The sequence below is a fragment of the Pseudomonas sp. B16(2017) genome, assembly GCF_002113205.1.
Classification (GTDB): domain Bacteria; phylum Pseudomonadota; class Gammaproteobacteria; order Pseudomonadales; family Pseudomonadaceae; genus Aquipseudomonas; species Aquipseudomonas pharyngis.
On sequence record NZ_NEKA01000007.1, the window covers coordinates 333,928 to 348,313 of the forward strand.

Consider the following 14,386-nt stretch of genomic DNA (forward strand, 5'->3'; position numbering starts at 1 on the left):
GGCGTTTCATGCAAAGGACGCATGAGCCCGACGAACGGAGGCCATGCGCACAGACGCACGGCCAGAATGCGCGGGAGTATCAACAAGCGAATGTGAAAACTTTGTTAGTTGCCGAAAAGGGCAGGAGGTGCAGCATGTCGGGAACAGCAACGGCTGCTCCCGAAGCGGGCGGGGATCAGGCGTGGGGCGAGCGCTGTACGCGTGGCAAGGGCTGCGGCTCGGCGCCTTGGGTCAGCAGGCGCAATTGCGCGAGTTCCTGCTTGAGCTGGTCGCGTTCATCTTTCAACTGACGCAATTCATCACGACGGATGGTGACGTACAGGGTTTGTGGCGGCATTGCTGTGTGTACTGTGCCCATTGCTCACCTCGCAAATGGCGTGTCTCAACTGTAGTTCAGCCCCGAATTCGGTTGCTGACATACTATCGGCGCCGATTTTGATTTCTTTTGCTCGTGAATGGAACTTTTTTATTTTTCATGGTCGTTGTGTCTTCGGCACGTTTCCCGACGTTATCAGTCTGGATCGGGCACAATGCCCGGAAACTTCACACCGACGCTCTGGACTAAGCTCCATGATTCACGTTGGGCTATAACCTTTGACACACTTTTATTTGTAGTAAGGAGCATCAGCACATGCAACTCGGGATTATTGGACTGGGCCGCATGGGCGGCAATATTGCGCGACGTCTGATGCTCAACGGTCACACCACCGTTGTTTACGACCGCAATACCGCCTTTGTCGACACCCTGGCCGCCGAGGGCTCTACCGGCGTCGCCGATCTGCCTGCACTGGTCGCAGGCCTGGCCAAGCCGCGTGCGGTGTGGGTCATGCTGCCGGCCGGCGCACCGACTGAAGACACCATCGAAACCCTGAGCACGCTGCTCGAGGCGGGCGACACCATCATCGATGGCGGCAACACCAACTACAAGGACGACATCCGCCGGGCCAAGACTCTGGCCGAGAAGGGCCTGCACTACATCGACGTCGGCACCTCCGGCGGCGTCTGGGGCCTGGAGCGCGGTTACTGCATGATGATCGGTGGCGATGCCGAGACCGTTAAGCGTCTGGATCCGCTGTTCGCCGCTCTGGCGCCGGGCATGGGCGACATCCCGCGCACCAGGGACCGCAAGTCCGATGACCACCGTGCCGAGCACGGCTACATCCACGCCGGTCCCGCCGGTGCCGGTCACTTCGTGAAGATGATCCACAACGGGATCGAGTACGGGATGATGGCGGCTTTCGCCGAAGGCTTCGACATCCTCAAGACCAAATCCAGCGAGCTCCTGCCGGAGGACCAGCGTTTCGACCTGAACGTGGCTGACATTGCCGAAGTCTGGCGTCGTGGCAGCGTGGTGTCGTCCTGGCTGCTCGACCTGACCGCCGATGCCCTGGCGGTCGATCCGAAACTCGACGGCTTCTCCGGCTCCGTGGCCGACAGCGGCGAAGGTCAATGGACCATCGAAGCGGCCATGGAACAAAAGGTGCCGGTACCGGTGCTGTCCAACTCGCTGTTCTCGCGCTACCGCTCGCGCGGCCAGGGCACTTTCGGCGACAAGATTCTTTCGGCCCAGCGCTTCGGCTTCGGCGGCCACGTGGAGACTCCGAAGAAATGACCCATACGATCCGCAGGAAATCCAAGGCAGAACCCGCGCCACCGACCACGCTGTTTCTGTTCGGCGCCCACGGTGATCTGGTCAAGCGCCTGCTCATGCCGGCGCTGTACAACCTGAGTCGCGACGGCCTGCTGGATGATGGCCTGCGGATCGTTGGCGTTGACCACAACGCCATTACCGATGAAGCCTTCGCGCAAAAGCTCGAAGACTTCATCCGCACCGAAGTGGCAGCGAAAGTAGGCAAGGGCGATCAGATGCTTGATCCGGCCTTGTGGGCCAAGCTCGCCAAAGGCATCAGCTACGTCCAGGGCGACTTCCTGGACGACAGCACTTATTCAGCCCTGGCGGCGAAAATCGCCGACAGCGGCACCGGCAATGCGGTGTTCTACCTGGCCACCGCGCCACGTTTCTTCAGCGAAGTGGTGCGCCGTCTCGGCAGTGCCGGGTTGCTCGAAGAAACCCCGGAAGCCTTCAGAAGGGTGGTGATCGAAAAACCGTTCGGTTCCGACCTGCAAACCGCCGAGGCATTGAACGCCTGCCTGCTCAAGGTCATGTCGGAAAAGCAGATCTACCGGATCGATCACTATCTGGGCAAGGAAACCGTGCAGAACATTCTGGTCAGCCGGTTCTCCAACAGCCTGTTCGAAGCGTTCTGGAACAACCACTACATCGACCACGTGCAAATCACCGCCGCCGAAACCGTCGGCGTCGAAACCCGTGGCAGTTTTTACGAACACACCGGCGCCCTGCGGGACATGGTGCCCAACCACCTGTTCCAGTTGCTGGCCATGGTGGCGATGGAGCCGCCGGCCGCGTTCGGCGCCGATGCGGTGCGGGGCGAGAAGGCCAAGGTGGTCGGCGCGATCCGCCCCTGGACTATCGAAGAAGCACGGGAAAACTCGGTACGCGGCCAATACAGCGCCGGTGAAGGCGCTGGCAAACCGGTGTCCGGTTATCGCGACGAGAACAACGTCTCGCCCGAAAGCACCACGGAAACCTACGTGGCGCTGAAAGTGATGATCGACAACTGGCGCTGGGTCGGCGTGCCGTTCTACCTGCGCACCGGCAAACGCATGAGCGTGCGCGACACCGAGATCGTCATCTGCTTCAAACCGGCGCCGTATGCGCAGTTCCGCGATACCGAGGTCGACGAATTGCAACCGACCTACCTGCGTATCCAGATCCAGCCCAACGAAGGCATGTGGTTCGACCTGCTGGCCAAACGGCCGGGGCCGGCGCTGAACATGGCCAACATCGAGCTGGGCTTCGCCTACAAGGACTTCTTCGAAATGCAGCCGTCCACCGGCTATGAAACCCTGATCTACGACTGCCTGACCGGTGACCAGACGCTGTTCCAGCGCGCCGACAACATCGAGAACGGCTGGCGCGCGGTACAGCCGTTCCTTGATGCCTGGCAACAGGACGCCAGTGTACAAACCTATGCCGCCGGCGAAGACGGGCCGAAAGCCGCCGATGACCTGCTGACTCGCGATGGTCGCGTCTGGCATGGTCTCGGATGAGCGAGTCGATCCGTTTTTTTCTGAGCGACATGGACGGCACGCTGTTGCTGCCCGATCACAGCCTGAGTCAGCGCACGATTGACGCGGTTCGTTCGCTGCGCGAAGCGGGCGTGCTGTTCAGTCTCGCCACGGGGCGGCCGCCCAAAGCCATGCTGCAGCAGATCGAAGCGCTGGGTGTCGATCTGCCGACCGCTGCGTTCAACGGCGGCACGATCGTCAACCCGGATGGCAGCATTCTGGTCGCGCATTACCTGCCGGCCACGGCCGCGCTGACGGCGCTGGCGTTGTTTGCCGATCAGCCGGATGTCGAAATCTGGGTGTTCAGCGGTGGTGACTGGCTGCTCAAGGATCCGCACGGGCCGATGGTGCCGCGCGAGCAGCACGGGCTGGGTTATCCGCCGGTGGTGGTGGAGAGTTTCGAGCCGTATCTGGAGCGCATCGACAAGATCGTGGCCACCAGCAACAACACCGAACTGCTAATCGAGCTGGAGGCGCGTTTGCTGCCGAAGGTCGAGGGCCTCGCGCAGGTGTCGCGCTCGCAACCGGTGTACCTGGACGTGACGGCAGTCGAGGCGAACAAGGGCTCGGCGCTGGTCACGCTGGCTGAACACCTCGGTGTGCCGCTGGCGCAGACGGCTGCGATTGGCGATGGCGGCAATGATCCGGCGATGTTCCATGTTGCCGGGTTGTCGATAGCCATGGGGCAGGCAGAAGACGCGGTGAAGCGTCAGGCCGACGTGGTGACGGGGCCGAACACCGAGGATGGTGTGGCGCAAGCCATCGAAAAGTACATCTTGCCGCATTGATCGAGGCATAAAAAAACGGGAGCCTTTTCGGCTCCCGTTGTTGTTTTTACAGCCAGTAACTCACGGCATACCAGCCAAGCAATCCCATCACCACGGTGTAAGGCAACGCCATCCACACCATCCGCCCGTAAGACAACCGCACCAGCGGCGCAATCGCCGACGTCAGCAGAAACAGAAACGCCGCCTGACCATTGGGCGTCGCCACGCTCGGCAGGTTGGTGCCGGTGTTGATCGCAATCGCCAGCGTCTCGAAATGTTCGCGGCTCATATGTCCGGACAGGAACGCCTGTTTCACTTCGGTGATGTAGATCGTGGCGACGAACACGTTGTCACTGATCGCCGACAGCAAACCGTTGGCGATGAACAGCATCCCCGGTTGCTGCTCCGCCGGCAGTGCCAGCACCCATTGAATCAGTGGTGCAAACAGTTGCTGGTCGTGAATCACCGCCACCACGGCGAAAAACACTACCAGCAGCGCGGTGAACGGCATGGCGTCCTTGAATGCGCTGCCCAGTCGGTGCTCGTCGGTGATCCCGGTGAATGCAGTGATCAACACAATCACCATCAGGCCGATCAACCCGACTTCCGCAATATGGAACGCCAGCCCGGCAATCAGGATCAGCGCAGCGCAGCCTTGTACCAACAGGGCGGCGCGTTGGCGTGGCGTGCGTTCGGCGTTGTCTTCGGCGGCGTAGTTGGCGAGCACTGCACGTACGTTGTCCGGCAGCAGCGTGCCGTAGCCGAACCAGCGAAGTTTCTCCAGCAACAGGCAGGTCACCAGTCCCGCGACCAGCACCGGCAGCGACACCGGCGCGACCTTCTGGAAAAACTCGGCGAAGTGCCAACCCATTTCGTGGCCGATCAACAGATTCTGCGGTTCGCCGACCAACGTGCAGACACCGCCCAGTGCGGTGCCGACCGCGCCGTGCATCAGCAGGCTGCGCAGAAAGGCGCGAAACTGTTCCAGATCCTCGTGGTGTAGTTGGGGCAGATGCCGGTCATCGCTGAATTCGCTGTCCTGGCGCGGGTCGTTGCCGGAGGCCACCCGGTGATAAACCGAATAGAAGCCGACGGCGGCGCTGATGATCACTGCGGTGACGGTCAGCGCGTCGAGAAACGCCGAAAGAAATGCCGACAGAAAACAGAACATCAGGGCCAGCAGTGCCTTTGAACGCACGCCCAGCAGCAGGCGCGAGAACAGGAACAGCAGCAGGTCTTTCATGAAGTAAATGCCGGCGACCATGAACATCAGCAGCAGAATCACCGGGAAATTGTGCTGCAGCTCTTCGTACAGCGCCTGGGGCGTGGTCATCTTCAGCAGCAGCGCTTCGATCAGCAGCAAGCCGCCGGGCATCAGCGGGTAGCACTTGAGCGCCATGGCCAAGGTGAAAATGAACTCGATCACCAGCAACCAGCCGGCCGCGACCGGGCCGACAGTCCACAGCACCAGCGCATTGAGCAGCAGAAACCCGACGATGCACGCCTTGTACCAGCGGGGTGAATGCCCGAGAAAGTTGTGCGCGAACGCCTGGGCCATCGAACCGGACATTGGTTGCTCCTTGTATTAAGAAGCGCGCAAGTTGCCGTAAGCGATGGGCAAGATCAAGTGCAGTCGGATTCGCATCAGTGATTCAGATACCGCGCCACCATTGCACGGTAGTTGCCATCCAGCGAATAGCCGCCCACCAGAATTCCCCCGTCAGGCTGTATCGCCACCGAGGTGGCCGTATCGAGGCTGCGCCCCAGTCGCGTGCGCAACCAGCCATTCCCGGAACCGAAGCTTCGATCAAGGCTGCCGTTGGCCAGATAGCGGGCGACGATGAAATCGGCTTCAACACCGCCGATCGTCGCGCCAACCGCGATCATGCGTCCGTCCGGCATTACCTGCGCCGCGCTCCACTGGCAGCCGCTGGAGCCGATTTCCAGCAAATGCGGTTGACCACCGTTGCAGTGCAGGTCAGGGCGGCCGTTGCCATGGACAGACTGCGCCATGCATCGAATCGGATCGCGGCTGCTGCCAAAACAATGCAAATGCTCCGCCGAATGGATGACCTGATTGACCAGTGCACTGTGCCCCTGGACTTTGAAGGCCATGAAGCCGTCCACCGCAAAACGTTCATCGAGCTGGCCGTCCGGCAGGTAGCGGGCGAGCAGACCTTCCTGTGGGAAATCGATGGAGCCGGCCACCACGATTCTCCCGTCTCCTTGCAGCAGCACGCTGCCGAGCCAGGTATTGAGGAGCAAGTGGCGAACCATGACGAAGCCGCGACCGTTGAACGACGGGTCGAGTCTGCCATCGGGTGTGAGGCGGATCAGCATGCCGACGTGATCGGCCAGTTCGAAGTGATGGTTGGCGATCAACAGGATACGTCCGTCCGGTTGCACCGCAAAATCGCAGGCTTCGGCGCCCGGAACGCCCGGCGGCAACCAGGCGTCGCGGGTGCCCATGGACAGGTCGCCGTGCAAGCGAACGATTTGTCGGCCGTTGTCGCCGAAGTCCGGGTCAGGCCGGCCTTGGGCGTCGAACAGGGCCAGGGCGGGAAGGGTGCAGTGTTCCGATTCATAGTGCAGGCCTGCCAGCAGAATCCGCCCGTCGGGCAAGACCTGAACCTTGCTGCCCGTCGCTTCGAATCCGCTGGCGAACCGGCCGATCACGCTGCCTTGATTGCCGAAACCAAGGTCCGCCGATCCGTCCCCGAGCAAGCGGGCCAGACCGAAGCAGTTGCCCTGAGCCGTGCCGACTTTGGCGGCGACCAGAATCCGACCTTGCGCATCAAGTGCCACGCTCTGGGTCAGGCTGGACGTACTGCCGGCGAAGTAAACCTGCGCCACGCCATTACTGGAAAAAGTTTTGTCGAGTTGTCCGGCGTTTTTCGCTAGCGTCGGCAACGCGATGGCGGTCTGGGTTGACATGCATGCTTCTCCTTGCGAGTCGACCGATTTCCGGGAGGCGGAACGGGTAACTGCATGAGCGAGACATTCAATCCCTGAATACGCGCAAGTACAACTGACAGAACTAACAGGTGGAGAGTCGCACTGTGCCAGAACAGTGTCTTTTTGAACCAGTCGCAAGCCTGCCAAGTATTCAGGCGCGAAAGTATCGAGGAAAGTTGTACAAAAGACTGAAGTTGGAAAAAGATTGGCAACTAACAGAAGAGGGCGGATGACTTGAGCGTCATCCGCATTACCCGCAACTATCAGTGTGGCATCGACCAGGATTGCAACGTATAGCCTTCTTCGCTCAGTTCGGCGCGGGCTTGTTGCAACAGGTGTTCAAGTTGCGCTGGATCAGAGTAGGCACTGCTTGGGATCTGGGTGCGACCGATGTGGGAGTTGGTGCGGTCGATCACGGTGAGGCAAAGTTCGCCATTGCCATCTTGTGGGGCCCAGGCGACGCATTGAAACGGTTCAAATGCGCGGTTGGCAATCAAAAGAGCTTCGTTGATACGGAGCGGGGCGGTCATGGGGTCTTCTCTCTTTAAGTGCCCAGTCAAGTGATGTGCCGTCGGTTGGGCTTACCGTTCGGCGAGTTACTTGTACTGATGCACGCAACCCGTTGGCAGGTCACACCGAATTTGAAGAAATTTCGAATTTCTTTCATACCTTCAATATTGCGACCGGTTTTGAAAGCCTGGTGAAAGAATCAAGTCGATAGCTAACTAATAAAGCGCTTTCTTATAACTGCTTCACTTGTACACCTATAAGCAATCGATACAAGGCCCCGTCAAATTCTTGCTAATGTAACAGTCAGGTTCGCCAAATGACTGTTTTTACGATCATTTCCTAAAATTTGGCGCCAAGGAACAGTCATGAACGAAGCGCCTGCATTACGACGTTTACTGGTCGTCGACCCGTGCGACGACTGTCACCGATTGTTGCCGGGTTTGCGTGCCGTGGGTTGGGACGTCGACAGTTGCAGCCTGGAAAATGCCGCCGACCGAAGTTGCGATGTCGGCTTGCTGCGTTTACAGCCTTTTCACCTGGAACGTCCCGAAGCCGTCAAAGAACTGATCAGCCGCAGCGGCACCGAATGGATCGCCGTGCTGAATCAGGAGGTGCTGCGCTTGCAGAACGTCGGCGACTTCGTCTGCGAATGGTTTTTCGATTTCCATACCTTGCCGTTCGACGTTTCGCGGGTGCAGGTCACCCTCGGCCGCGCGTTCGGCATGGCGCGCCTGCGTGGCCAGGGCACGATTCACGTCGATCAGCCGGAGCACGAGCTGCTGGGCGACAGCAAACCGATCCGCGAGCTGCGCAAACTGCTGAGTAAACTGGCTCCCACCGAGTCGCCAGTGCTTATTCGCGGAGAAAGCGGGACCGGTAAAGAACTCGTCGCCCGGACCCTGCACCGGCAGTCGCAGCGCCACAGCAAACCTTTCGTGGCGATCAACTGCGGGGCAATTCCCGAACATTTGATCCAGTCCGAGCTGTTCGGCCACGAGAAAGGCGCGTTCACCGGCGCCCATCAGCGCAAGGTCGGACGTATCGAAGCAGCCAACGGCGGCACCTTGTTTCTCGATGAAATCGGCGATCTGCCACTGGAACTGCAAGCCAATCTGTTGCGCTTTCTTCAGGAAAAACACATTGAACGGGTCGGCGGCAGTCAACCGATCCCGGTTGATGTGCGGGTGTTGGCAGCGACTCACGTCGACCTTGAGGCCGCCATCGAGAAGAAGCGCTTTCGTGAGGATTTGTACTACCGGCTCAATGTGCTGCAAGTGGTGACCGCGCCGTTACGCGAGCGCCACGGCGACCTGTCGATGCTGGCCAACCATTTTTCCCATTTCTACAGTCACGAAACCGGCCGTCGTCCGCGCAGCTTCAGTGAAGATGCGCTGATTGCCATGGGCAAGCACGACTGGCCGGGCAATGTCCGCGAACTGGCCAACCGCGTGCGTCGGGGGCTGGTGCTGGCCGAAGGACGGCAGATCGAGGCCCGTGACCTGGGGCTGATCAGCCAGCAGTCGATCGCGGCACCCATGGGCACCCTTGAAGACTACAAGACCCGCGCCGAACGCCAGGCCTTGTGCGATGTGTTGAACCGCCACAGTGACAACCTCAGTGTTGCCGCCAAAGTGCTGGGAGTCTCCCGGCCGACCTTCTACCGTTTGCTGCACAAGCACCAGATCCGCTAGGGCGCGGTGTTTCCTGGACAGGGAAGCTGAAAAGACCCGCTGCGACTTGCATCGCAGCGGGTCTTTTTATGGTATTGCGGTTAGAAGTAGTACGGGAATTTCAGGCTGAAGGAGAAGTCCGGGGCATCGTCCGTCATGCCGATGGACAGGTTGGGCACGATAGTCAGGTTGTCGGTAGCCGCAATGGTCATGCCGACGTTGAAGTAACCGGCGTTGGCGTCGCTGGACACCACCGATTCCCAATCTCCGCCATCCTGTTTCAGCTTGCTCTTGCGTTGCACCAGGTCCGAGACAGAGAACGACATACTCATCTTCTCGTTCAGTGCGAAGGCAACACCCGCGCCGATCTGGAAGCTGTCGCCGATGCGGACCTTGCCCGGGTTTTTCTGGTTGACGGTCGAACTGATGTCGTCGAACGATTCCTCGAAGTTATGGGTGTAGGACAGGCTGCCGAACAGCACGGCCGGGTCAAACGTCTTGACCAGCGAGATGCCCGGGGTGATCGACCAGACGCCGTTGCCGGTGGGCAGGGTGTCAGGCACAAACAGGTTCGAGTTGGCATCGGTCTGGCGCAGCTTGATCCCGAACGGGTCCTTGCCCGTAGGCGCCTTGACCCGCAAGGAAACCACGGCGTCCGGGGTATTCACCGACTCGTCCAGGAACTTGTACGCAATGCCGAAGTTGACGTCGCCCAGAGTCGGGTCGCGGCTGACGTCCTGTTCGGTGGTGACGTTGGAGGCGCCCCCGTTGCCGCCGCCGGATTGATAGGTCGATTCACGGTAGACCACCGGTACGTTCAGGTCGAACTGCCAGCGGTTGTCGAAGTTGTAGCGCCCCGTCAGGTCCAGCGTCCAGGTATCGGCCTTGATCCGGTCGAGGTTGATGTTGCCGAGAAAAATCGAGTCCAGGGCGAGGAAGCCGTTGAGAATCAGCTGGCGGGTGTCGTAGCGTGAATAGGTCACGCCGGTTTCAAAGCTGAACTTGCCGCCGCCAAAGAAGCCGCTGGCTTCGTCGTACAGGTTGGACACACTCTGTGCCGGTTGTGAATCGTCGGCCAGCGACTGGCCATAGGATGCGCCACTGCCCCCGGCGGCGCCCCCCGACGCTGCTGCAGCCCCAGTCCCCGCAGCCACCCGGTTGCCTTTCATGTCCGAAGGCGATTTGGCCAGGCGTTTTGGGGGCGGAGAGGCGGGTTGTTCTTCAACCTGGCGGACCCGCTGTTCGAGTACCGCCAGGGCTTTTTGTTGTACTTCGTATCGTTGCTTAAGCTCCAGAAGTTCCTGTTTCAGGGCTTCTACATCGGCGTCGGGTGCAGCTTGCAACATTGCCGCGGGTAGAAGAGTACTCAAACATACAGCAGCACGCAGTGATACTGATCGATACATGAATAAGCCGTCCCTTTAAGCCCAATGATCGAGACTCAGCGTAGTTCAATATCCGATGTTGCGTAGTGCCCTGAGTTGAGTCAGGTTGCAGTCCAGTGCGCCGGCAGTCATGCCGTTATTGTTCAGGACAACGTTGAGTTGGGTCAGGTTGTTGACTACGTTCGCGTTACCCAGCAAGCGGGTATTTTGCAGCAGTCCGCCCTGGGCGACCTGTTGCAAGGCTGTCCCCTGATTGCCGGAGGCCTGAATGGCCATTTGCACACCGCCATTTGTGGCTGAAACCGCGACGCTGCCGGCACCGTTGCTGCCGGAAATGGTCTGGCCGGCCATCAAGGCCTGGCCTTGTGCAGGCATCAGTGCAGGTGCCTGGCTGGCTTCTTTGACGTTGATCGCAACGTTGTTGTAGGCGGAGTTGCCGTCGCCAGCGGCGCGCACACTCTGCGTCACACCCTGGCTGGAGTTGAGTCCCGCACCGCCAACGACCGAACCAGTGCCCAGTTCCGGGGTACTGCCGTTGCCGTGTTCCTTGATGGTCGAGACGTAGAATTCGGGTTTGACCGTTGCTGCCTGGAGTTGCATCGAGGCGGCTGCCCCAATCAGATCTCCACTGGCATTGCGCCAGGTACTGCTCATGACGATGCCGAAACTGATGATCCGGCCCGGCATGACGTAGCGACCGCGTAGCTCCGCGAGCTCCTGGTCCTTGATTTCAATGGGTTTGAATCCTGCATTGGCATAGCCTGACGCGCTCGCTGCCAGGCAGGCGGCGGCCAGCCAGTATGAGGTTTTCATCTGCTGCTCCCGGGACATCCAGCCCCACTCTTGTAATCGGCGATTAAAAGAAGTCGCTCTGTATGAACCCGAAGTCCATCAATTCAGCATCTTTGACCGGGTTGAAAGCATCCAGCGTGTTTTTGGCTGTCAGCGGTACCGGAGGACTGCGCAATGCATTGGTCTTGTCGTATCCGGGGCCGACGATGGCAAAGACAATGCCGTTCCAACCTTTGACAAAGTCATCATGGGAGTAGCGTTTGTGTCCTAAAACCGGGTCTCCGATGTAAACCCAATCCTTGTCCGCCCGCTGCATCACCACGAAATGCTTGTAGCCGCGAATTTCCATCAGTACCACCACCGGGATCGTGACTGCGTCGAGTTTTTCCGGTGGGATCTTGTAGCCCCTGGCGCGCATGCCGATGCTTTCTATGTAGCGCTTCATGTCGAGCATGGAGAAACCTTGAGTACGAACAAGGTCCTGGTCAGCGTTGACCAGCATGCCTTTGATGATGTGCTCTTCATCGACGTCGAGCCAATAAGCCTGGCGCAATACCGTTGCCAGTGCGGCGGCGCCGCAGCTGAAGTCGGTTTTCTGTTCGACGATGTCGGCAAACTTGCGCTCACGAATGCTTTGCACGTTCTTGTAGACGAGCGTGCCGCCAGGCAGGGCAGCAACAGGCATCTGGGCAGCCTGGGTCAGGCCGCAGAAGCAAAGCAGAGCGAGGAGGGCAGTCTTACGCATGATCGATACGCCTTTGGGACTGAGGAAAAGCCCCGTTTCCGGGGCTTTCGTTTCGATCGCGATTACATGCAGGCTTTGCAACCTGCAGCGATGGACAGCGAGTTGCTTTGTTGGTTGCCCACACCCGCCGAGACGTTGGCTCCGCCGTTGCCGGAGAAGTTGTTCATCGAGTTGGTCATGTTGGCATTGTTCACAACAGGTGCTTTCCAGCCATCTTTGGTCAGCACTTGCTGAGTGGTGACGCCAGCGAGGCCAAAGGTACCCACGGCTTCGAACTTGGCTTTCTGGTCATCGTTGCCGCCGTGGCCGCCGCCACGATTGCCATAACCACCGTGGTGGTCATCGTCTTCGATGGTCGCAGTGCCTTTGGCCTTGAACACGCCAGCGGCTGCGAAGGTACCGGTAAGGGTGTCTTTTTTGTAGGTCTGCACGCCTTTGTTGTCGACGACCAGGCCAGTGGAGGACTGGTTGGCAGCAGCAGCGGCAGTGGCTACACGACCACCCGATACAGCGATTGCCAGGTTGTTTTTCTGTTGGTTGAAGTTGCCGGAGGTCACGTTGATACCGATGTTGCCGGAACCATTGTTGCCTGCATTGTTGAGCGTGGCGTTATTGAAGGTGGACGAGTTTTTCACATAGTTGTTGTTGTTGACTTGAGTGGCACTCGAGGCAGCAACAGCGGTGCCGAAGATGAAGCTTTCGTCGGCGGTAGCCAGGGCGGCGGCGTTGTCTTGTTGGTTGCCGTCACCGGCTGCAACGTTGGCGCCCATGTTGCCGTTAGAGCCATTGAGCGAGTCACTGGCGTTGGCATTGTTGACGGTGCCCTGGTTTTTCACCACGTTGCCATCGCTGTTTTGTGCATCGAGCACTGCAGCGCCGGCGCCGGCGGTAATTTGCAGCAGTTGTTCCAGGGTTGGGCCTTTCGGACCATGGTTGCCATGACCGTTGCCGTGCCCGTTACCATGACCGTGATCATCATCACGACCGCCTGCCTGTGCTGCGATTGCCATCACTGCTGCGAGTGCGAAAACCAGTGGTTTGAGGGCCATTGTAGGTTTCATGGTGTTTCTCCGTGCTTATTAGTTGGTTAAGTGTTGGTACTTTCTAATTGCACTGCTTTTGTTGTTTGGGTCAGTCAGCGACCCGGATGCTCAGGGTGTTAGCCATTCGGTTCCCCACCCCGGCACTCTGGTTCACCTGGATTACCCCTCGGCTGCCGGTGAAGGCCTGATCACTTGTCGTGACCTGGCGACTGCCGGGTGAGGTGCCAGTTGCTCCTGAGCTCGGTAACAACGCCACGTTCTGTTGGGAAAGGGCGCTATCGTCAACGGCCTGCGGGCCAGCACTGATGCTGACGCGCGTGACGTTGGCCATCTGGTTGTTGGCCCCGGCGCCCTGGTTCACGCCAAGGATCCCGTTGCCGTTACTGAAAGAGGTGCCGCCGATGTTGGCGCTCGCGTTGATCGAGCGGTCGGCGGGGGTGTCGATTTTCTGCTGCACGCTGGTCCTGGCGTGGGACTCGGTGCCAATGGCAATCGCCTTGACGTTGGCCTGCTGCATCTGATCGCCAGCGGCCTGGTTGACGTTGAAGTTGCCGCGGTACTGAGCACCGGAGTCTTGAATGTTCGCGTTGTTCACAGCGCTGGGATCGGCCATCACACTGGAGCAGCCGAGCAGGGCAAGCAGGAGCAGGGAACGATTCATGTCACTGGCCTCCAGCCATGCGGGTCAACGGAGCGAGACCGGAACTCATCGCGCGGTTTACGGTATTGGAAATCGAGCTGCCGGCACCGCCGCCATGACCGCCGCTCATGCCGGGCAGGCCGTTCTGGTTGGTCAGGTTGTTCATGCCGGGCAGGTTCGAGCTGGGGGTGTTGATGTTGCCGCGGATGGAAGAGCCGCTGGCTACACGGGCAAAGTCACCATCACTGAGTTCGGTATTGCTGAGCGTCGAATTGATGCGGGCAGACGGGTTGGCATTGACAGTGGTCGGATAGGGGTCTTTGCCACCGCTGCGACCGATCGGGATCGGCTGGACATCACGATTGAGCACGATCACGCCATTGCCTTCGGCATGAACGTTGAAACTGAGAAACGGGCTGGCGGCTGATCCGATCAGCAGAAGGCAGGTAAAGGCTTTTTTGATATTCCCCACGGCGGCAATTCCTTCTTCAGTGGGCTGAGCCTGTTCAGCGTTGTGAAGGAGAGAGCGAAAGCTGTGCCGCTTTTGAAATGTCTTTGAGTTTCAATGTGTTGAGTGGATTGAGCGTGGGGCTGATACAACAGCTGTTTCATCGATGAAACAAAACACTGCCTGCGCAACCCGTTAAAGACAGTGCAAAGCTCTGGACCAAGGGTTTGCGCGCAGGTGTTTCAGTGGCGTAACAAGTCGGATGACAAAGGGATGAAGGG

14 protein-coding genes are annotated in these 14,386 nt (G+C 59.3%); 4 read left to right on the forward strand and 10 right to left on the reverse strand.

Annotated features, from left to right (window positions below):
* Positions 1-175: 175 nt before the first annotated feature.
* Complete coding sequence (locus CAG25_RS15005; RefSeq protein ID WP_007957508.1) at positions 176-358, reverse strand: DUF6026 family protein; 183 nt, start codon at positions 356-358, stop codon at positions 176-178.
* Between the two features lie 273 nt (positions 359-631).
* Here CAG25_RS15005 and gnd point away from each other — a divergent pair, with 273 nt between their 5' ends.
* The 3 genes from gnd to CAG25_RS15020 are packed head-to-tail and all read left to right on the forward strand — an operon-like array spanning position 632 to position 3,938.
* Positions 632-1,612, forward strand: a complete 981-nt coding sequence (gnd, locus tag CAG25_RS15010; RefSeq protein ID WP_064596363.1) for a phosphogluconate dehydrogenase (NAD(+)-dependent, decarboxylating) — start codon at positions 632-634, stop codon at positions 1,610-1,612.
* Positions 1,609-3,132 (forward strand): glucose-6-phosphate dehydrogenase, encoded by a 1,524-nt coding sequence (gene zwf / locus CAG25_RS15015; RefSeq protein ID WP_085611683.1) that lies wholly within the window; start codon positions 1,609-1,611, stop codon positions 3,130-3,132. Before gnd ends, zwf begins: the two co-directional genes overlap by 4 nt.
* Positions 3,129-3,938, forward strand: a complete 810-nt coding sequence (locus CAG25_RS15020; protein WP_085611682.1) for a Cof-type HAD-IIB family hydrolase — start codon at positions 3,129-3,131, stop codon at positions 3,936-3,938. The genes zwf and CAG25_RS15020 overlap by 4 nt, the downstream gene beginning before the upstream one ends.
* A gap of 46 nt (positions 3,939-3,984) precedes the next feature.
* Here the strand turns inward: CAG25_RS15020 and nhaB are convergent, their stop codons facing one another.
* The 3 genes from nhaB to CAG25_RS15035 form a co-directional block, all read right to left on the reverse strand.
* Positions 3,985-5,487 carry a sodium/proton antiporter NhaB gene (nhaB, locus tag CAG25_RS15025; protein WP_085611681.1) on the reverse strand — a complete coding sequence of 501 codons (1,503 nt, stop codon included), beginning with the start codon at positions 5,485-5,487 and terminating at the stop codon, positions 3,985-3,987.
* Between the two features lie 74 nt (positions 5,488-5,561).
* Positions 5,562-6,851 (reverse strand): hypothetical protein, encoded by a 1,290-nt coding sequence (locus CAG25_RS15030; protein WP_085611680.1) that lies wholly within the window; start codon positions 6,849-6,851, stop codon positions 5,562-5,564.
* A 284-nt stretch (positions 6,852-7,135) separates the two neighbouring features.
* On the reverse strand, positions 7,136-7,402 hold the full coding sequence (locus CAG25_RS15035) for a hypothetical protein (RefSeq protein ID WP_085611679.1): 267 nt from the start codon (positions 7,400-7,402) through the stop codon (positions 7,136-7,138).
* Between the two features lie 345 nt (positions 7,403-7,747).
* Here CAG25_RS15035 and CAG25_RS15040 point away from each other — a divergent pair, with 345 nt between their 5' ends.
* Complete coding sequence (locus CAG25_RS15040) at positions 7,748-9,073, forward strand: sigma-54 dependent transcriptional regulator (protein ID WP_039768186.1); 1,326 nt, start codon at positions 7,748-7,750, stop codon at positions 9,071-9,073.
* A gap of 80 nt (positions 9,074-9,153) precedes the next feature.
* On the opposite strand, the gene CAG25_RS15045 is transcribed toward CAG25_RS15040, so the two are convergent.
* From CAG25_RS15045 to CAG25_RS15070, 6 genes are all read right to left on the reverse strand, one after another.
* Complete coding sequence (locus CAG25_RS15045; RefSeq protein WP_011334008.1) at positions 9,154-10,458, reverse strand: transporter; 1,305 nt, start codon at positions 10,456-10,458, stop codon at positions 9,154-9,156.
* Positions 10,459-10,503: 45 nt separating this feature from the next.
* Complete coding sequence (locus tag CAG25_RS15050; RefSeq protein WP_085611678.1) at positions 10,504-11,250, reverse strand: hypothetical protein; 747 nt, start codon at positions 11,248-11,250, stop codon at positions 10,504-10,506.
* A gap of 43 nt (positions 11,251-11,293) precedes the next feature.
* A complete protein-coding gene (locus CAG25_RS15055; RefSeq protein WP_085611677.1) occupies positions 11,294-11,974 on the reverse strand; it encodes a C39 family peptidase in 681 nt (226 codons plus the stop codon).
* Between the two features lie 62 nt (positions 11,975-12,036).
* Complete coding sequence (locus tag CAG25_RS15060) at positions 12,037-13,035, reverse strand: hypothetical protein (RefSeq protein WP_064596376.1); 999 nt, start codon at positions 13,033-13,035, stop codon at positions 12,037-12,039.
* 70 nt (positions 13,036-13,105) lie between these two features.
* Positions 13,106-13,678 (reverse strand): hypothetical protein, encoded by a 573-nt coding sequence (locus tag CAG25_RS15065; RefSeq protein ID WP_039768194.1) that lies wholly within the window; start codon positions 13,676-13,678, stop codon positions 13,106-13,108.
* Position 13,679: 1 nt separating this feature from the next.
* Positions 13,680-14,129, reverse strand: coding sequence for a hypothetical protein (locus tag CAG25_RS15070; RefSeq protein WP_085611676.1), 450 nt, complete (start codon positions 14,127-14,129; stop codon positions 13,680-13,682).
* Between the last annotated feature and the right edge of the window lie 257 nt (positions 14,130-14,386).

What these genes read in the sequence shown, in the direction of transcription:
- CAG25_RS15005 (WP_007957508.1), bottom strand. Translation starts at nt 358, where the DNA reads ATGGGCACAGTACACACAGCAATGCCGCCACAAACCCTGTACGTCACC.
- gnd (WP_064596363.1), top strand. Translation starts at nt 632, where the DNA reads ATGCAACTCGGGATTATTGGACTGGGCCGCATGGGCGGCAATATTGCG.
- zwf (WP_085611683.1), top strand. Translation starts at nt 1,609, where the DNA reads ATGACCCATACGATCCGCAGGAAATCCAAGGCAGAACCCGCGCCACCG.
- CAG25_RS15020 (WP_085611682.1), top strand. Translation starts at nt 3,129, where the DNA reads ATGAGCGAGTCGATCCGTTTTTTTCTGAGCGACATGGACGGCACGCTG.
- nhaB (WP_085611681.1), bottom strand. Translation starts at nt 5,487, where the DNA reads ATGTCCGGTTCGATGGCCCAGGCGTTCGCGCACAACTTTCTCGGGCAT.
- CAG25_RS15030 (WP_085611680.1), bottom strand. Translation starts at nt 6,851, where the DNA reads ATGTCAACCCAGACCGCCATCGCGTTGCCGACGCTAGCGAAAAACGCC.
- CAG25_RS15035 (WP_085611679.1), bottom strand. Translation starts at nt 7,402, where the DNA reads ATGACCGCCCCGCTCCGTATCAACGAAGCTCTTTTGATTGCCAACCGC.
- CAG25_RS15040 (WP_039768186.1), top strand. Translation starts at nt 7,748, where the DNA reads ATGAACGAAGCGCCTGCATTACGACGTTTACTGGTCGTCGACCCGTGC.
- CAG25_RS15045 (WP_011334008.1), bottom strand. Translation starts at nt 10,458, where the DNA reads ATGTATCGATCAGTATCACTGCGTGCTGCTGTATGTTTGAGTACTCTT.
- CAG25_RS15050 (WP_085611678.1), bottom strand. Translation starts at nt 11,250, where the DNA reads ATGAAAACCTCATACTGGCTGGCCGCCGCCTGCCTGGCAGCGAGCGCG.
- CAG25_RS15055 (WP_085611677.1), bottom strand. Translation starts at nt 11,974, where the DNA reads ATGCGTAAGACTGCCCTCCTCGCTCTGCTTTGCTTCTGCGGCCTGACC.
- CAG25_RS15060 (WP_064596376.1), bottom strand. Translation starts at nt 13,035, where the DNA reads ATGAAACCTACAATGGCCCTCAAACCACTGGTTTTCGCACTCGCAGCA.
- CAG25_RS15065 (WP_039768194.1), bottom strand. Translation starts at nt 13,678, where the DNA reads ATGAATCGTTCCCTGCTCCTGCTTGCCCTGCTCGGCTGCTCCAGTGTG.